General features: G+C 70.4%; 19 protein-coding genes. 6 read left to right on the top strand and 13 right to left on the bottom strand.

The annotated features are described in order from the left end of the window. The first annotated feature begins 60 nt into the window (after positions 1 to 60). A complete protein-coding gene (locus OP18_RS30170) occupies positions 61 to 330 on the top strand; it encodes a hypothetical protein (RefSeq protein WP_033362469.1) in 270 nt (89 codons plus the stop codon). A gap of 270 nt (positions 331 to 600) precedes the next feature. On the opposite strand, the gene OP18_RS30165 is transcribed toward OP18_RS30170, so the two are convergent. Genes OP18_RS30165 through OP18_RS30150 form a run of 4 tightly spaced genes read right to left on the bottom strand, consistent with a single transcriptional unit; the run spans position 601 to position 4,129 of the window. Then, complete coding sequence (locus OP18_RS30165; RefSeq protein WP_033362468.1) at positions 601 to 1,803, bottom strand: tyrosine-type recombinase/integrase; 1,203 nt, start codon at positions 1,801 to 1,803, stop codon at positions 601 to 603. A gap of 2 nt (positions 1,804 to 1,805) precedes the next feature. Further along, the gene (locus OP18_RS30160; RefSeq protein WP_033362467.1) at positions 1,806 to 1,991 is read right to left on the bottom strand and encodes a helix-turn-helix domain-containing protein; all 186 of its coding nucleotides are present in this window, start codon (positions 1,989 to 1,991) and stop codon (positions 1,806 to 1,808) included. Positions 1,992 to 2,045: 54 nt separating this feature from the next. Continuing rightward, positions 2,046 to 3,518: a replication initiator gene (locus tag OP18_RS30155; RefSeq protein WP_389249148.1), complete on the bottom strand. Its 1,473-nt coding sequence runs from the start codon at positions 3,516 to 3,518 to the stop codon at positions 2,046 to 2,048. After that, entirely contained in the window at positions 3,515 to 4,129 is a 615-nt protein-coding gene (locus OP18_RS30150; protein WP_033362466.1) for a DUF6248 family natural product biosynthesis protein, read from the bottom strand. Before OP18_RS30150 ends, OP18_RS30155 begins: the two co-directional genes overlap by 4 nt. A gap of 74 nt (positions 4,130 to 4,203) precedes the next feature. On the opposite strand from OP18_RS30150, the gene OP18_RS30145 reads away from it, so the two are divergent. Continuing rightward, positions 4,204 to 4,890, top strand: a complete 687-nt coding sequence (locus OP18_RS30145) for a hypothetical protein (RefSeq protein ID WP_033362465.1) — start codon at positions 4,204 to 4,206, stop codon at positions 4,888 to 4,890. A 71-nt stretch (positions 4,891 to 4,961) separates the two neighbouring features. Here the strand turns inward: OP18_RS30145 and OP18_RS53285 are convergent, their stop codons facing one another. From OP18_RS53285 to OP18_RS30105, 8 genes are all read right to left on the bottom strand, one after another. Next, positions 4,962 to 6,032 (bottom strand): hypothetical protein, encoded by a 1,071-nt coding sequence (locus OP18_RS53285; protein WP_052387563.1) that lies wholly within the window; start codon positions 6,030 to 6,032, stop codon positions 4,962 to 4,964. Then, on the bottom strand, positions 6,029 to 6,421 hold the full coding sequence (locus tag OP18_RS30135; RefSeq protein WP_156089897.1) for a hypothetical protein: 393 nt from the start codon (positions 6,419 to 6,421) through the stop codon (positions 6,029 to 6,031). Before OP18_RS30135 ends, OP18_RS53285 begins: the two co-directional genes overlap by 4 nt. Before the next feature lie 5 nt (positions 6,422 to 6,426). Continuing rightward, positions 6,427 to 7,074: a hypothetical protein gene (locus OP18_RS62350; protein ID WP_313900925.1), complete on the bottom strand. Its 648-nt coding sequence runs from the start codon at positions 7,072 to 7,074 to the stop codon at positions 6,427 to 6,429. Positions 7,075 to 7,097: 23 nt separating this feature from the next. Further along, the gene (locus OP18_RS30125) at positions 7,098 to 7,895 is read right to left on the bottom strand and encodes a DUF6197 family protein (RefSeq protein ID WP_156089896.1); all 798 of its coding nucleotides are present in this window, start codon (positions 7,893 to 7,895) and stop codon (positions 7,098 to 7,100) included. Positions 7,896 to 8,054: 159 nt separating this feature from the next. After that, the gene (locus OP18_RS30120; RefSeq protein WP_033362462.1) at positions 8,055 to 8,477 is read right to left on the bottom strand and encodes a hypothetical protein; all 423 of its coding nucleotides are present in this window, start codon (positions 8,475 to 8,477) and stop codon (positions 8,055 to 8,057) included. Positions 8,478 to 8,493: 16 nt separating this feature from the next. Continuing rightward, positions 8,494 to 9,369: an FtsK/SpoIIIE domain-containing protein gene (locus OP18_RS30115; protein ID WP_052387562.1), complete on the bottom strand. Its 876-nt coding sequence runs from the start codon at positions 9,367 to 9,369 to the stop codon at positions 8,494 to 8,496. A gap of 13 nt (positions 9,370 to 9,382) precedes the next feature. After that, entirely contained in the window at positions 9,383 to 9,844 is a 462-nt protein-coding gene (gene ssb, locus OP18_RS30110; RefSeq protein WP_033362592.1) for a single-stranded DNA-binding protein, read from the bottom strand. Between the two features lie 85 nt (positions 9,845 to 9,929). Next, positions 9,930 to 10,793 (bottom strand): hypothetical protein, encoded by an 864-nt coding sequence (locus OP18_RS30105; protein ID WP_052387561.1) that lies wholly within the window; start codon positions 10,791 to 10,793, stop codon positions 9,930 to 9,932. 114 nt (positions 10,794 to 10,907) lie between these two features. Between OP18_RS30105 and OP18_RS30100 the strand changes: the two genes are divergently transcribed. From OP18_RS30100 to OP18_RS57745, 4 genes are all read left to right on the top strand, one after another. Next, positions 10,908 to 11,738, top strand: a complete 831-nt coding sequence (locus tag OP18_RS30100; protein ID WP_033362461.1) for a GntR family transcriptional regulator — start codon at positions 10,908 to 10,910, stop codon at positions 11,736 to 11,738. A 40-nt stretch (positions 11,739 to 11,778) separates the two neighbouring features. Further along, positions 11,779 to 12,285, top strand: coding sequence for a nucleoside deaminase (locus tag OP18_RS30095; RefSeq protein WP_033362460.1), 507 nt, complete (start codon positions 11,779 to 11,781; stop codon positions 12,283 to 12,285). 322 nt (positions 12,286 to 12,607) lie between these two features. Further along, complete coding sequence (locus tag OP18_RS57750; protein ID WP_156089895.1) at positions 12,608 to 13,048, top strand: DUF7718 family protein; 441 nt, start codon at positions 12,608 to 12,610, stop codon at positions 13,046 to 13,048. Next, complete coding sequence (locus tag OP18_RS57745; protein ID WP_156089894.1) at positions 13,035 to 13,451, top strand: hypothetical protein; 417 nt, start codon at positions 13,035 to 13,037, stop codon at positions 13,449 to 13,451. The genes OP18_RS57750 and OP18_RS57745 overlap by 14 nt, the downstream gene beginning before the upstream one ends. Before the next feature lie 438 nt (positions 13,452 to 13,889). Here the strand turns inward: OP18_RS57745 and OP18_RS55720 are convergent, their stop codons facing one another. Next, positions 13,890 to 14,390, bottom strand: a complete 501-nt coding sequence (locus OP18_RS55720) for a hypothetical protein (RefSeq protein WP_052387560.1) — start codon at positions 14,388 to 14,390, stop codon at positions 13,890 to 13,892. Between the last annotated feature and the right edge of the window lie 54 nt (positions 14,391 to 14,444).

The raw sequence follows: 14,444 nt of genomic DNA, 5'->3' as shown, positions 1-14,444 counted from the left end.
ACACGCGTGGGCGTTTCCACGACGAGCTGACCGGGCCGCACCCACCACTATCGTCGACCCGTGCGGACGGTCGCCCTCAGCGAGTCCCAGAACGCGTCGCCTGCGTTGATCGGCGGGTTCGGCGCTCTCGTGCCGGTGTTCGCCCTCCTGAACCTCGGCTTGCGCTGGTGGGCCCAGCAGCGGGTGCGGGCAGGCAGATCGCTGCCCGGCCCGCTGGGGACCCTGCGACTGTTCGTCGACCACCCGAAGCTCTTCCTGGCCGGCCTGGGCCTCGAGGTCGCGGTCGGCCTCGTCCTGATCGCCGTCGCGGTCAGCGGAGCCGCCGACTGAACGGTCGGCCGCGCGCCTCCGGGGGTCCGTGGGGCGGCACGGGAGACGGACGGCGACCACCGGATCGGGGCGCGCCTGGCGCGGAAGCCGCCGCGCCGCCGGGCGCAGGCGGTGCGAGCGCCAGCGAGCACGGGGGTGCGGGTGGGAACCCCCGCCCGGCGCCGCCAGGCGCCGAGGGATACAGACGGACGAGTCGACCTGTACGCCGGGTTTTCACCGTACGCAAGACGTCTACCAGGGAAAACGGCCCTGTTTGATCTTGTCGGGCCGTCATTGGGCCGTGTCCTGCCGGTCAAGGATCGCGTCGATCGCGTCGCGGGTGCGGCCCTGGCTCGCCGGCATCAGGTGGGTGTACTGCCGCAGCGTGAACCCGGCATCCCAGTGCCCGAGGTACTCCGAGAGCGCCTTGATGCTCTCCCCCGCGTCGAGCAGCACCGACGCGTAGTGGTGCCGCAGGGCGTGGGTGCCGGTCGCCCGGGTCCGCTCGATGCCGGCGTCCTTGACCGCCGGGTTCCAGGCGAACTCGTCGAAGGTGTTCCGGCGGACCGCGTTGCCCCGTGGGGTGGTGAGCAGCAGGGTGACGGTCACCAGCTCGGCGCTGAACGGGTCCTCCCACGGCAGGGTGACGGCCACCGGCTTGTACGTCTCACCGCGGACTTCGAGACGCCGGGCCACCGACGCCGGGAGCGGCACCTTGCGCTCCCGGTTGCTCTTGGGCAGGCCGAACACGAGCCGGGACCGGACCACCTTGACCTGCCGCCGTACGTGCAGCCAGCCGCCGGCGACGTCGAGGTCCGCGTCGCTGAGCCCGAAGATCTCTCCCTGCCGCAGGCCGCAGCCCGCGCCGAGGTCGACAACCAGGCGGTATCGCGCGGGCAGCTTCGACCGGACGGCCTGGACCTGCTGCTGCGTCCACGGCACGATCTTCTTCTGCGCCGGTTCCGGCTGGACGACGGAGCGAGCCGCGCACGGGTTCTTCGCGATCTTCTGGTCGTCGACGGCGGCGTTGAGGATGGTCCGCAGGTGGGCGAAGACCACGGAGCGGGTGCTCAGCGCGAGTTTGCCCTCCATGGAGCGGTCCCACTCGCGGATCGTCCCGGGCTTGATCGCGCCGAGCTGCCGTGCACCGAAGAACGGCAGCAGGTGCTTGCGCACCCGGTACTCCACGGTCTCCCGGGTCGACTCGTCCAGCCGGGCGGTCCGCAGCCACTGCTCGGCGTAGGTGCCGAACAGCATTCGGCCGGCGTTCGGGTCGATGAAGTTGCCCCGGACCTTGTCCGCCTCGACCGTGGCGAGGAACGCCTCAGCGGCCCTCTTCTGCCGGTCGGGGAACGACTCATTGCGTTCGCGGCCGTCCGGTCCGAGGTAGCGGACGCGGTACCGCATGCCCGTGCCGTACCGGTCGGACTTGACCCGGACCGGCTTGCCGTCCTGCCGCACGGTCCGGTACCAGCGGTCCTCGACGTGTCCCATGGTCAGGCCGCCGACTGCTGGCGGAACCAGGCCCGCACGTCCGCCGGGTCGTAGCGCAGGTGCCGGCCGATCTTCGCGGCGGGCGGCCCGTAGTGCCGCTTGCGCCAGGTGTACAGCGTCTCCACCGGCACACGCAGGTACGCCGCCACCTCGTCGACGGTCCACGTGCTGTCTTGCTCGGGTGTCACCGGGTCACTCCTGTCAGATCTACTGTCAAGGAAGGCTTGACGCTCTGCCGCGCGTCAGGCGGCGGTGCTGCTCAGGTACTCGCGGGCCTGCTGCTGGTGCTCCCGGGCCATGGCGGCGGACGTGGTGGCCAGCATCGCGTCGGCCGGGCTGAGCCACCCGGCGCCGACGAACTGCAGGAAGTTCACAACGAGGGTCGTCGGCTGCTCGGCCACCTGGCCGTCGCCGGCGGGGCCGCTGGTCTCGGTGCGGCGGTGCACGATGCGGCGCTGGCGCAGCACGGCGAACGTGACGGAGTACGTGCGCGACTTGGTGAAGAAGTGGCCGCCGAACCCAAGCATGTGCGCCCATCGGCGCAGGCCACGCCAGTCGCGTGGGGTGCCGAGGGTCCAGCACGCTTCGATGAGCCGTTCGGTGTGGGTGCCGTCCGGGTCGGCGTACAGGCTGACGGTCGCGTCGGTGAGCCGGTTGGACGCGTGCCCGGTGACCTCGGTGGCCTTGGTGGCGTACTTGGCGAGGTACGCGGCGACCATGCCGTCGGTGACGTCGCCGTCGGCGGCGGTCGTGATGACCTTCGTGAGCAGCTGCTCGCCCCAGCCGATCCGCCATCCGTCCGGGTTCGCCGGGTGCGGGTCGGTGGTGAACGCCGTGCGAGCCGCGTACTCGACCGCGTCGACCAGGTCCTGCGCGTCGAGGCCGGGCGGCGGCGGGAGGATCGCGGTCTTGTCGTCGGGGTCGGCGCCGTCGAGCCGGATGATGGCGTGGAAGTGGATGACGCCCCGCCGCTGCATCTCCGCGGCCTTGCCCTTGGCGAGCCGGACCCGGTCCGGGTCGATGCCGCGTTGCCGGGCGACCCGGCGGATGTACTTGCGGATCGCCTCACCGGTACGCCGCCACAGCTCGCCGGCCTGGAGGTTCCACACGACCTGGGCGGCGTGGTCGTAGCAGTCCAGGCACATCGGCGTGCCGAGCGCCTTGTCCGTGGCCTCGTGCCGGGCGAAGCAGACGATGCGCCGGCCGTGCGGGCAGACGGCGACGTCGCGGCGGGCGTGGCACGGCTCCGGCCGGCAGTCGCACCCGGGCCGTTTGCCGCAGGTGTGCCGCTTGACGACGCGGGTGTGGACCTCGCCGAAGCTGGGGGCGGTGAACGTCGGGAACACCGCCGGGTGCTGCGCCACGTGCTCAGGGACGCCCTTGCCGCCGACGAGCCCGGCCCGCACGACCTGATAGGCGTCGCGCTTGTACGTCTCGGAGCAGCTCGGGCAGACGCTCTCCCGGCGATTGCCGCACGCCTTGTAGATGACCCCGTCCGGCATGTGCGCGGTGTCGACGCTGTCCAGGAGCCTGCCGGTGGCGGCCTCGATGGTGGTCATCGTGCCGGCGAGCCGGACCGGGCGGGTGCAGCCCGACGCCGCGCGGACGTGCGAGACCCAGGCCGGATAGTCGGGACGCGCGGCGCGGGCGATGGCCTGGTCGCGGATGTCCGTCGAGCGGGCCAACAGGGCGAGAGCGGCGGGTTCGGGGGTCACCACAGCGTCAGCGCCTCGTGCTCGGCCCCGGCCGGCGGCGCGGCGGGACGGCGCCGGCGGGCTGCCGGGGTAGGCAGGGTCCGCACGACGTTGGCGGCGTGGGTGGTGATGACCGGCCCGTCGGGCACCACGACGGCACAGTCCGGGGCCGGGCAGGGACAGTGCCAGGCGCAGGCGGGTCCGGTCGCCCGCCAGACCTCGGCGAGGACGTACCCGAGGCGGTTGACCACGTACGTCTCGGACGAGACCGGGTTCCAGCCGGGCTGGCGGTGCGCGCACCGGTCGTGGCGGCCGGCGAGGCAGTGCCCGCACGGACCCCACTGGCACGGGCACGTCTCGTCCAGAACCCGGCTGGCCCGGTGGTGCTTCCGGTTCAGCACGTGCTCGCGGATCCAGACGCCGGCGGCCGGGTCCATGACGGCCGGGGTGGACGGGATGACCGCTCGGGGGCGGCTCGCGGTGCGTCCGGTGACGAGCCGGACCGTGACGAACGGGTCAGCGACGGCGAGGACGACCGCACGGGGCTGTGACCAGCACTCCCGGGCCGCGCCCCGGGTCTTCGGGGTGAGGTAGACGGTCTCGCCGGCCGCCACGGGTTCGCGGCCGGTCATGACATGCGCCTCGTGCGTGAGGCAGGGCGGGGTGGGCTAGGTTCGGCGGACACGGCGCCGTGTTGGGGGACGCGATGAACATCGAGCTGGGCGTGTGGTTCGAGGCCGCGCCGGTCACCGACGAGCGGGCGGCCGACCGGTACCAGGACCTGCGCGCCGAAGCCGTCGAGGACGTCCCGCCGATACACCCACGTGCGTGGGCGTTCTACAACGAGCTGACCAGGCAGGACCCCGCCCCGGACGGTGCCGACGGCGAGGCGACCGTCTGGCAGCGGACGTGGGCGACCGACATCACGACCACGCCTGTGGCGGTCTTCATGACGATCGTCGCGGACGACGCCGATGACATGGTCCGCGTCGTGCACGAGATGGCCGAGCGGCACGAGCTGGTCTGCCACGTCCCACGGACCGGCGCCACCAGCATCCCGGACTACGTGCGCACCGGAACCCGCCTGGTCCTGGCGTCGTGCGACGGCGCTCGGTCCGTCAACCCCACCCCGAGGCACATCGCCGCGACCCTGCGACGGCTGTCCCCCACCAACGACTTCGTGATGTTGTGGTGGGGCGACGGCCGGTACCTGCAGGTCGAGGTCAGCCAATGGGCGCCAGGCGAGAACGGGTGGTACGTGCTGGAGTACGTCGACCCGGATGCGGGCCGTGGCGGCGTGACGATGGTGCGGGGGCTCGACGACACGATCGAGGCGTTCTACTGGTACGCCCGGGGCGACATGTCCTGGGCGGACCGGCACGTCTGGCAGTAGCGGCGGCGGCTCGGCGCACGGGGCCGTGCCCGAAGCCGAAGCTTCGGGCGCGACGCTGGACGTCGAGACAGTCACCGGGTCGCCCGTGCGGGGCGGTTGCCGTTGACGGTCGCGGGGTTCGGACGGGTTCCGTTGATCCCGGTGAGGACCTGGGAGGCCACGTCGGAGGGCACCTGGAGTCGCACGGCGAGCTGTCCGACGGTGATCGGGGTGCCGTGTTCGGTGCCGTACTGCTCCACGACCTGCCTGCCACGTTCGAGCAGGGCCGGGTCCAGCAGCGGCAGGTGCAGCAGTTGTGCAGCGTCAGGCGCGGTGACGGAGTCGGTGGCGGACGGTGCCAACTGCGAGGCCGGGCTGGTCAGTCTGGTCGAGCGGTGCGGGTGGTCGGGGGCAGCCGGACCGGACGCGGCAGCCGAACCCGTGAGGGCAGCGGGCCGTGACGGCCGGGTGATCCGGGTGGCGAGGTCCGCCGGGGTCGGCGGAACGTCCGCAGTCGCGACCGTGGCCGGGCTCGGCCTCATCGCCGTGGCGGCCCGGTCGCTGTCTGCTGGTGACGAATCCATCGGCGTCGGCCGGTCATGAGCCGTCACGGGGACGGCGACCGGCACGGCGGGAACAGTCGGTTCGGTAGCAGGTTCGGATGGTTGGTCGGTGGGCGTGACGGCGGTCGCCGGCACGGTGGTGCGGGTGGTGCGGCTGGTGCTCGTCGCGAGGAGCGCGCTGGTGGCCATGACCATTAGCCCGTCGACAGCGAGCGGGCCCAGCACCACGACCAGGTCCTCTTCGCCGTAGTGGGCGAGCAGGCCGGACAGGTGCCGGTAGGACACCAGTGCGGCGACCGCGGCGACGGGCAGGAGCCCGCCGAGCCGCATCAGCAGCCACTTCCAGCCGTGCGGCCACGCCACCCGGGCGAGGATCTCCACGGCGACGAACAGGAACACCGGCCAGACGATCGCGCCGACCACGGCACCGGGTTCCGGTGTCCAGCCGGCGGGTTGCCCGGGCGGTGCGATGAACGAGTGGGCGACGTTCGCCGCGACCGAGACGAGACCGCCGAGGATCGCTCCCAGGTAGGCCCAGCCACGGCCGGACGAGCGGCGCGAGACCTCATCGGTTCCTGATGACCTGCGCAACCACTTCATCGGGCACCGCCGACCAGGCTGCTGTGGAACGCAGCCGCCGCCCGCAGCACGCCGACCACTTCGGCCGTGGTCACGGCCGGGTCGGTGACCCAGTACCAGAGCTGGTTCAGGCCTTCGCCGGGCTGGACGGTGAGCCTGCCGGACGTGGCGAGGTAGCCGCAGAGCAGGTCCACGATCTCGGCGAACTCCGGGTCCGCCGCGTACAGGTCCTTGCAGCCGGCCAGGTTGCGCCAGTACCGGCCACCCGAGGCGACGACCGTGAGCGTTTCGATCACGCCCACCAGGCGCGGCGGCATTTCCGGGTACCGCTGGGCGAACTGGTGGCCGTCGGCGATCCGGTCCGCCGTGTGGCGGAACACCCGAGCAATACGAGCGGTGGTGCTGTACATGGCGATCAGCCCTTTCCGGTGCAGAGGTCGAGCAGGGTCGGTTCCTCGCGGTCAGAGCTGGGCGCCGGTCGGGCCGCCTGCTTGACCGCGCGTCGGCCCTGGCGGGCCGCTTTCGGGTCGTGCAGGTAGGCGATCTGGGCGTCGGTGAGTCGGGTGAGTGCCTGGTGGTCCTCGTTGCGCCGGGCGAACAGCAGCGGTCGCACGGTGGCGAGGGTCGGGCACTCGACGGACGTGTCGGTGTAGCGGTGGGCGCAGGCCGGGCACGTCGACGGGACCGGACTGCCAGGGAAGTGATCGGCGAACACGTCGACCAGGACGGTGACCGTGACGGTCAGGCCCGCCTGAGTGATGCGCCGGTCGAGGGTGACGCGGTCGGACTTCTCGCCGTACCGCATCTGGGCCGCCTGCCGGGACACCCCGAGCCGGGACCCGATCTCGTCCCACGAGTACGAGTACGGCGATTTGCGCAGCGCCCGGACGGCGTCACGCACCACCGTGTCGACCTCGGAGGCGAGCATCGCCAGACCGGGCAGCGCCTCCACGTCGCCGGCGGCGACCCGGCGGGCGTAGGCCCGCAGAATCCGCCGGGCGAACGCGTCGAACGCGGTGTTCTCCACGGTCCGCTTGGCACGCTTGCCGCGTTTGCCTGTCAAGCCGGGCTTGACGGTGTTCCGGCTCATGCGGCACCGCCCGCGAGCTGGACGTAGGTCGGCTGGCCGGGCACATCCCATACCGCCGTGGAGAACATGCCGTCGTCCTCGACAAGGTGGGCGATGCAGGTCAGCTCCGTCGTGCAGAAGCAGTGGCTGTCGCAGGTGTCGCAGTCACCCGACATTCCCGGGGTGTGCGGTGCACCGTCGTGCGGCAGGCTGTCCACCCAGGTCCGCCACTGCGCCCGCAGGGCCGTAACATCGGCCGGGTCGACCGCCGCCACGTAATAGCAGCGCAGGCACGCCGTGCACTCGTAGGCCCGCTCGATGCTGAACCGGTCCGTGCCAGGTTCGCCGACAACGACGAACGGCCGGTTCGGGTCCGGTACACACCGCTCGTCCTCGCAGCAGCGCGGCACCCACCGTCCCGGGTCCGACGTCGCGGCCTCGCGCAGCATGGCGAGGACCTCACCGACCGTCCGGTCCGGGGCGTCGTTGAACGTGTACGGGTCCCCGCACGCCTGTCCGTAGGTGTGAGTGAGGTAGCCGCCCAGGTGGCACATGGCCGCTTCGAACGTGTCGAAGCCCGGGTGGGTGAAGTTGTCCGCCGGCGCCTCAGCCGGGTAGCCGTAGGCGACCACCGACAGGGCACCGACCGTGCACGCCGCCGGCGTCAGGCAGGACGGGTCGGCGTAGTACTCCTTCTGGATCCAGCCGTGCTCGGACAGGTAGCCGGCCACTGCGAGGAGCGTCGAGCGCACCTCGGCCAGGTCGTCCGTCGGGCCGGTCCGGTCGCCCATGGGCGGGTTTTGGGTAGGCTGCATCGCAGCCACCTCCTTTCGAAGAAGGGCTGTGTGGTGGTTGGGACCGGCGGCACCGGACGCTTTCTCAGGGCGTAGATCCGGTGTCGTCGGGCTGGCCTGCCGGCCACCGCACGAGCCGCGCCAGGGTTCGCGGCCCGCACGGAAGCGGTCAGGAGCCGGCTACTCGTGCCAGTGCTGGACCACCGTGATGCAGCGTCGCCCGACCGTGCCGACCAGCGCGGCGAGCACGACCAGGACCCCGGCAGCGCCGAGCACGGCGCCGGTCGAGATGGCCGCGACCGTCATCTCGGCCAGCAGCCAGCCGCCGGCGGCGAGCAGCCCGAGCGTCGTGGGGACCGCGACGATCAGCACCCGGCGGACCTTGCGGTCGTGCCGGCGGATCTCGTCCTGCCGGCGCTGCCAGGCGGCGTACTGCTCGCGCCGGTCGAGGCGCTGCCGGTGCTGGCGGCCCATCGCGTCGGCGAGGGCCAGGGCGAGCACGGCGGGCGGGACGTTGCGCAGGTCGGCGCCGGTACGGGTGGCCGGGTCGACGTAGTGGATGACCCGCACGGGCGGGGTCTGGGCGGGCAGGTGCTTGGCCATGACAGGGGCTCCGTTCTCAGGCCGCGACGAGGTCGAGCTTCGGTTTGGGGGCTTGCGCCGCCTGCCGCTCCTGGCGGGCGGCGGCGCGGGTCTGCGCGGCGTGGGCCGCGATGCGGGTGCACGTGTCGTCGTCCATCCACCCGGTCTTCATCAGGTGCGGCACCCCACCCTCGGCGAGCAGCAGGTTGCAGCCGTGGTTGGTCGGGGAGATCGTGTTGGCGGTGTAGCCGCGGTTCGCCCAGCCGTGGCCGAGGATGATGTCCGACGAAGAGTCGGTGGTGCAGCGGAACGCCGCCCGGTACGCGAACAGGTCCCGCAGGCTGGTCGGGATGATGTCCGACGACGGCCGCTGGGTCGCCGCCACGACGATGATCCCGACCGCGCGACCCCGGGCGACCAGGTCACGCACCAGCGACGCGAAGTCCTCGCGCAGCTTCTTGTCCCCGACGGTGGCGGTGAAGTACGCCAGCTCGTCGATCAGGATCAGGATCGGCGAGAAGTTGTCGTTGCGGCGGATCTTGCGGCGCAGCCGCCACCGCAGGTGCCGGTACCGGTTGTCCATCACGATCTGCAGCCGCCGTACCGTCGCGATGGCCAGCGCCAGGTCAGGGCCGACGAACACGTCCGCGCACGCCTCCCACTGCCCGAGCTCGACCTGCTTGCCGTCGAACAGGCACAGCCGGCAGTCGGTGGACAGCGCGCCATGCGCGGCGATGACGTTCAGCAGCGATGACTTGCCGCCGCCCGGCTCACCGGCGATCAGCATGTTGCGGTAGATCAACCGCACCTCGACCGGCATGCCGGACTCGTCGATCCCCAGGTACACCGGGTCGAAGATCGACAGCTCCGGCACGTTCACCGGTACCGGCGCGGCGGCCGTCGTCGTGGGCATGGTGGTGACCCGCTCACGCAGCCTGCGGCAGCGACGCCGGCCGCTCAGTGGACGCCGACGCCCACGGGTCGTCCGGGACCACGTCCGGGGTGAACCCGTCCGCCCGCGAGCGGCTCAGCTTGGTCACCTTCGCCGTGGCGAACCGCAGCGACGGACCGACCTCGTCCGCGTCGAGCTGCATCATCGAGCGCTTCTCGCCCTTGTCGTCCTCCCACCGCGACAGCCGCAGCCGACCGACGACCACGACGCGGGCGCCCTTCGTCAGCGACTCCGCCACGTGCTCGGCGAGATCCCGCCACGCGGTGCACGGCATGAACAGCGGGTCCCCGTCCCGCCAGGTGTTCTGCTTCTGGTCGAACACCCGGGGCGTCGACGCCACCGTGAACCGGCACATCGCCACACCAGCGCTCGTGTACCGCAGCTCCGGGTCGCCGGTCAGGTTCCCCATGACCGAGACCACCGTTTCGTTCGCCATCTTCACTCCTTGGTTGCGAACCTCTGGCGCGCCTCTCTGGCGGCCACCGCACCCGCCCGGCGCCGGCCGGGCAGGACGGAAGCTGTCAGCGACGACCCCGCGACACCGGCTCCTCGACCGGCGCCGGCACGTCCTCCAGGTCCAGGCCACCCACGGGCTCGTCCCCGGCCAGGACCCCCAGGTCAGGACCGGCTGTCTTGTCCGCGAACAGCACGGCGAGGGGCGACAGGACCACCCCGGTCAGTGGGTCACGTCGGGTCACGTCGACCCGCAGCAGCGCCGCGTACCGTGCCGACGCCCGCGCCACCCGGACCTCGGACGCCCAGCAGGCCACCGCGACCTTGCCCGCCTTGCCGTCAAGGTCCGACAGGTCCAGCCCCGGACGCAGCCACAGCCACACCCGCTCCCCCGCCGGCGTCGGCCGCGCCCACAGCACGAGGGGCAACGTCCCGGACTGCGACCGCGACGCCGACCGCAGGAACTGCGCGAAGCACAGCCGCAGCCGATGCCGCACGACCACGCACCAGGCCCACGCCGTGACCCACCGACGCACCTTCGGGACGCCCAAGACCGTCCCGGCGAGCCCGACCAGCAGCAGCGCAGCCAACCAACCCGCCGTCACCCGACCGAGCCACATCACCGGACCGAGCACCAGCCCCGCGGCGGTGATCTCGACCGACCACCACCACAGCACCCGCAGCACCGGCCAGGCCGTCACGAGTACCGCCAGCGCCAGCCCTGTAACGACACCCACCAGGAGCGACACCGGTACCGCCGCCCACAGCGACAGCCCCGACAGGAACAGCACGACGGACGCCAACGCCGCGCCCACAGCCCCGCCGACGAACAGTGCAAGGCGTGCCTTCTGGGCGTACGACCGTGACACCGGCGCGTCGACCAGGGCGATCGTGCCGACCCGCCCGTCACCGAGGAACCTGCTCAGACCCATGCGACCCTCCGCACCAAGGTTTGTGGGTTTGTGGACAAACTTGATATCAGTGAGGGTAGATGCACGGGGAGTAGTCCGCAAGAAGTTCGCCCACAAACCTGCAAAGATGGGGGCATGGAGCCCCGCCCGACCGCCGTCCGTCCGCCGATCCACCTCCGGATCGCGGACGACATCCGCATGCAGATCGAGCGCGGCGAGCTGCCACCCGGCGCGGCGATCCCGACGCTCGCGGAGATCAGCGAGCGATGGTCGTGCGGCATGAACTCGGCCCGGGGCGCGGTCGCACTGCTCAGAGCCCAAGGACTGATCACCTCGGGACGCGGCAAGGCCCCCGTCGTACGCATCCCGCCCCGACGGGTGATCCGCTCATCCGAGCGGCATCAGATCGAGAAGGACCTTGCGCTCAAGCCCGAGGCCGAGCGCGGCGCCATCGGCGAGGCCGAGACGAACCTCAACATGTCCATCGGCGCCCAGCGCTTTTCGTCGCAGTACGACCAGGTGGAGGCGGGACCCGAACTGGCGAAGGTGTTCGGCGTAGAGCCGACGACTCTCATGCTCCGCCGGCAGTGGGAAGCGACCGACCCGAACACTGAGCTACGGCTGTCGTGGAGCGTCTCGCACATCCCGCTGGACATCGTGAAGAGCAACCCGGCACTGCTCGACCCGAACAACGAGCCTTGGCCCGGCGGCACGCAGCACCAACTGTCGACCGTCGGCGTGGAGATCATGAAGATGGTCGACGAGGTCACGGCCCGGATGCCGACCACCGTCGAGGCGCAGCTCTGGGGGCTGCCGGAGGGTGTGCCGCTCATCTTCTGCCGCAGGATCTCGATCGACGGCGACGGCCGCGTGATCGAGACGTCGGACGCCGACTACCCGGCGGACCGCACCGAGCTGCACTTCGTCACACCACTCCGTCCGTGGCCGAAGAGGCGTCAAGCCTGACTTGACGCTGAACGCACGAACCCTTCAAAGGACAGGACCCATGCAGGTAAGCCTCAGCGCGACCGATTCCGAGTTCCTGCGCCGCGCGATCGAGATCTCCCGCCACGCCCTCGAAGACGAGGGCAAGACCCCGTTCGGCGCCATCATCGTCATCGACGGGGCCGTGATCGCAGAGGGCACGAGCAGCGTGGTCGAGCTGATGGACCCGACCGCCCACGCCGAGGTCATGGCCCTGCGCCACGCCGGCCAGGTGCTCAAGCGCCACATCATGACCGACGCCGTCATGTATGCCAGCAGCGAGCCCTGCCCAATGTGCCTCGTGGCCTGCTACTGGGCCCGCATTCCCCGCCTCGTCTACGGCGCGTCGAGCTACGACGTCGGCACCTACGGGTTCGAGGATCTCCAGCTCTACCGCGAGCTGACCGTCGAGTCCGACCTACGCACGCTGCGGGTCGAGGCCGCCGCCGGCGACCTCCACGACCAGGCAGCCGCCGTGCTCAAATCATGGGCCGCCCAGCTTCCGGAGCCCGTCGTTCCGAAGCTCTGACTCACGTCGCGATCCCGCCCGAGAGATTTGCCGCCGCCTGGGCCGATGTTCACAGGGTGCAAGCAAGGCGAGCAGCCCACACGCCAATGCTGTCGGCGCAGGGTCCCGACTCACCTGGCCGATGTTCTAGATCCCTCGACAACGAGCTGGTCTACTGGTTGCGGGGTTCGACAGAACGCGCGAGTACACGTTCGCCCTTCGCCCCGTTCCACCAGCTAGCGAGTCTCGTTGAACATCGGAGAAGCTACTGCGACTCCGTTGCGCAGTCTCGCGATCACGTTGCGGAAGTACTAGTTGGCTACGCAAGCGTCGGAGGTGTCGAGTGGGCAAGACGAAGGGCCGCCCTCGGAAGAACGATCTCGTCGACATGTCGATCATCCCCGAGCAGCGCACCTACTCCCCACCACCACCGGAGGCGTGCGAGGAGACCACCGTCCCGATCCGACTTCCCGAGCCAGGACACGAGCTGCGGGTACGGTGCGCAATGTACCGCGGACAAGTTGTCGACTTCGCAATCATCCAGATAGCCCGAGTCGACGGCGACTGGGTGAACGTAGCGAAGATCGATTGCGATCGCGGCGTCGTACACCGCCACCAGTACGAACGCGATACGGGAGTTGACCTCTGGGACCACCGACCACTGTGTGAAATCCCACCCGATCACGGTTGGGAAGTAGTCGACAGGTGGTATGACGAAGCCCTGCAAATGATGGAAGATGAGTGGGAAGACAACCTGCGGAGGTGGAACGGTGACGCAGCGTAGTAGGGAAGCACGCGCTGTAGCGTTCGAGTTCGCTCGCCGTTTGCGTGATCCAGGGTTCCGCCGCTTTCTGGAGACGAACAAGTACTCTTCGGGACAAACTGTCGTGACGGCGCTGGACGACGAACCTTTGGCAGAGGTATTTGGTCGAATCATGGTCGAGACGAGCCCGCCCGTCGTCGTCGCGATCCGCCGCGAGTCTGCCGTACACGGCTTCGTTTGCATGACCATCGGACATGTGGGAGTGGACCCGGAGAGCGGCGACAACGAGCACGTCGGCCCGACGGCCACCATCGGCATGCTGTACGACGCAATGGCGGCCAGGACATCGCCTAGGACAGTACTTACTGTCCCCAACGACTGGGATGCACCCAAGTTCAACGTCTCGCTTGCAGTAGCTGGCTAGACCCAACCGCCTTCACGGCCCCGGTTGTCGGATCTCCCCGATAACCGGGGTCTACTGTTTGCAGACCTTCGAGCTCCAAGGGCGTTGCTCAAGGCCAGCAAGACCCCGCCCAAGTGTCCTGGATACCTGAACGCACACGTGGCTGGACGTGCGGCCGGACGCTGCGAGCGTGTCGGGCCGAAGCGGTGTCGGGCCGCGGTGTCGGGCCGAAGCGGTGAGAACTTTCCATACGTCTTCAAGGCGGCCCTGGCGGGCCGCTGCGCGCCGCTCGGGGCACGCCGCGCCTTGCCGCTTCGCTCCCGGCGCGGCGACCCCGGCTACGCGCGAGGTCCAGCGGGCACGCCGACGCCCCGGACATCCTCACCACGAGGAGCCGGGGCTTCAAGCGAACCGGTGGACTCGACGCCGATGCCTCGTTCTCAGCGCCGGCGATGGTAGCTAGCCGTAAGGGTGCCACTCCTCTATGGGAACGTAGTGCCACACGTCGTCGACCCGCTCCCCGAGGAAGAGTGGCCGGGTGAGGACTACATCCCCTGCCCGCTGTGCACGGACGACCAACCCGAGATCCACAAGGTGCGGGTCAGCGCCGGGCGAGTAGGCCAGCTCGACGTCATGTCGCTCGACGTACTCCAATGCCCAGTGCTCGACCTCGGAGGGCACACGTCCCACCAGCTTCACGCCGTCCACCGTGACCTGCGGACCGATCAGCGCGTCGATCGCCACGCAGTACAGGATCGCCGCGCGAAAATACGCCGTCATGTGCGGGTACGAGAGCACTCCAACGCCCAACGTCCCGCTGGAGGAAGCGCCCGGCCGGGAACCCAGCGCTGCTATCACCTCATCGAGACTCATCCCGAACCACAGCGGTCCCACAGTGACCAGCGCATCGAGGACCCAGTTGTCACGCTCATCGTCACGCTTGACGTCCCACAGCCCCAAAACCTCAGCTCCTCCGTCCGCGCCTGACGTCGGCGGCAGGCTACTGGGCCGCCT

Origin of the sequence: Dactylosporangium aurantiacum (assembly GCF_000716715.1) — a bacterium.
In the GTDB taxonomy this organism is placed as follows: Bacteria; Actinomycetota; Actinomycetes; order Mycobacteriales; family Micromonosporaceae; genus Dactylosporangium; species Dactylosporangium aurantiacum.
This window is presented reverse-complemented; position numbering and strand designations above follow the sequence as displayed.

Coding starts and splice junctions, on each gene's coding strand:
- OP18_RS53285 (WP_052387563.1), bottom strand. CDS start 6,032: ATGAAGTGGTTGCGCAGGTCATCAGGAACCGATGAGGTCTCGCGCCGC.
- OP18_RS30145 (WP_033362465.1), top strand. CDS start 4,204: ATGAACATCGAGCTGGGCGTGTGGTTCGAGGCCGCGCCGGTCACCGAC.
- OP18_RS30095 (WP_033362460.1), top strand. CDS start 11,779: ATGCAGGTAAGCCTCAGCGCGACCGATTCCGAGTTCCTGCGCCGCGCG.
- OP18_RS30125 (WP_156089896.1), bottom strand. CDS start 7,895: ATGCAGCCTACCCAAAACCCGCCCATGGGCGACCGGACCGGCCCGACG.
- ssb (WP_033362592.1), bottom strand. CDS start 9,844: ATGGCGAACGAAACGGTGGTCTCGGTCATGGGGAACCTGACCGGCGAC.
- OP18_RS30105 (WP_052387561.1), bottom strand. CDS start 10,793: ATGGGTCTGAGCAGGTTCCTCGGTGACGGGCGGGTCGGCACGATCGCC.
- OP18_RS30100 (WP_033362461.1), top strand. CDS start 10,908: ATGGAGCCCCGCCCGACCGCCGTCCGTCCGCCGATCCACCTCCGGATC.
- OP18_RS30150 (WP_033362466.1), bottom strand. CDS start 4,129: ATGACCGGCCGCGAACCCGTGGCGGCCGGCGAGACCGTCTACCTCACC.
- OP18_RS30165 (WP_033362468.1), bottom strand. CDS start 1,803: ATGGGACACGTCGAGGACCGCTGGTACCGGACCGTGCGGCAGGACGGC.
- OP18_RS30115 (WP_052387562.1), bottom strand. CDS start 9,369: ATGCCCACGACGACGGCCGCCGCGCCGGTACCGGTGAACGTGCCGGAG.
- OP18_RS30120 (WP_033362462.1), bottom strand. CDS start 8,477: ATGGCCAAGCACCTGCCCGCCCAGACCCCGCCCGTGCGGGTCATCCAC.
- OP18_RS30135 (WP_156089897.1), bottom strand. CDS start 6,421: ATGTACAGCACCACCGCTCGTATTGCTCGGGTGTTCCGCCACACGGCG.